General features: G+C 40.3%; 1 protein-coding gene. It reads right to left on the bottom strand.

Features of this window, described 5'->3' with window-relative positions; translation table 11 throughout:
- Window positions 1-78: 78 nt before the first annotated feature.
- On the bottom strand, window positions 79-370 hold a 292-nt coding region (locus ACFI34_RS18795; protein WP_462674600.1), incomplete at its 5' end, for a hypothetical protein.

The raw sequence follows: 370 nt of genomic DNA, 5'->3' as shown, positions 1-370 counted from the left end.
GCATAATGGCGAAGCCGCCCCGCATGTATGCGTCCCAGCGAACGCAGTGAGTGACTTAATTTTTTTGTTATGTGGCATTTACTCGCACCTACTTCCTTTGTCTTTAACCACATAAGTAGCAAACTTACCAGATTCACTACCTGCTATAAGCTCATGCTCGAACCGACCATCCAGTACATCAAACCAAAAGCATCTAATTTGTTTGTTCGGGTGATTAATCGAAATATCTTCTATCTTTTCATGAATTTCAGGGTCATCTAATAGTAGCTCGCCAAACAAAAAAGAAGCTTGAGCTCTGTAAGTGTTGGGAGTTTCAGCATTAAGCAATTCCAAAACAACAGATTTGTAGCGGTGTTTATTACGAATAAAC

This window comes from Pseudoalteromonas sp. PSi26 (assembly GCF_054960575.1).
This window is presented reverse-complemented; position numbering and strand designations above follow the sequence as displayed.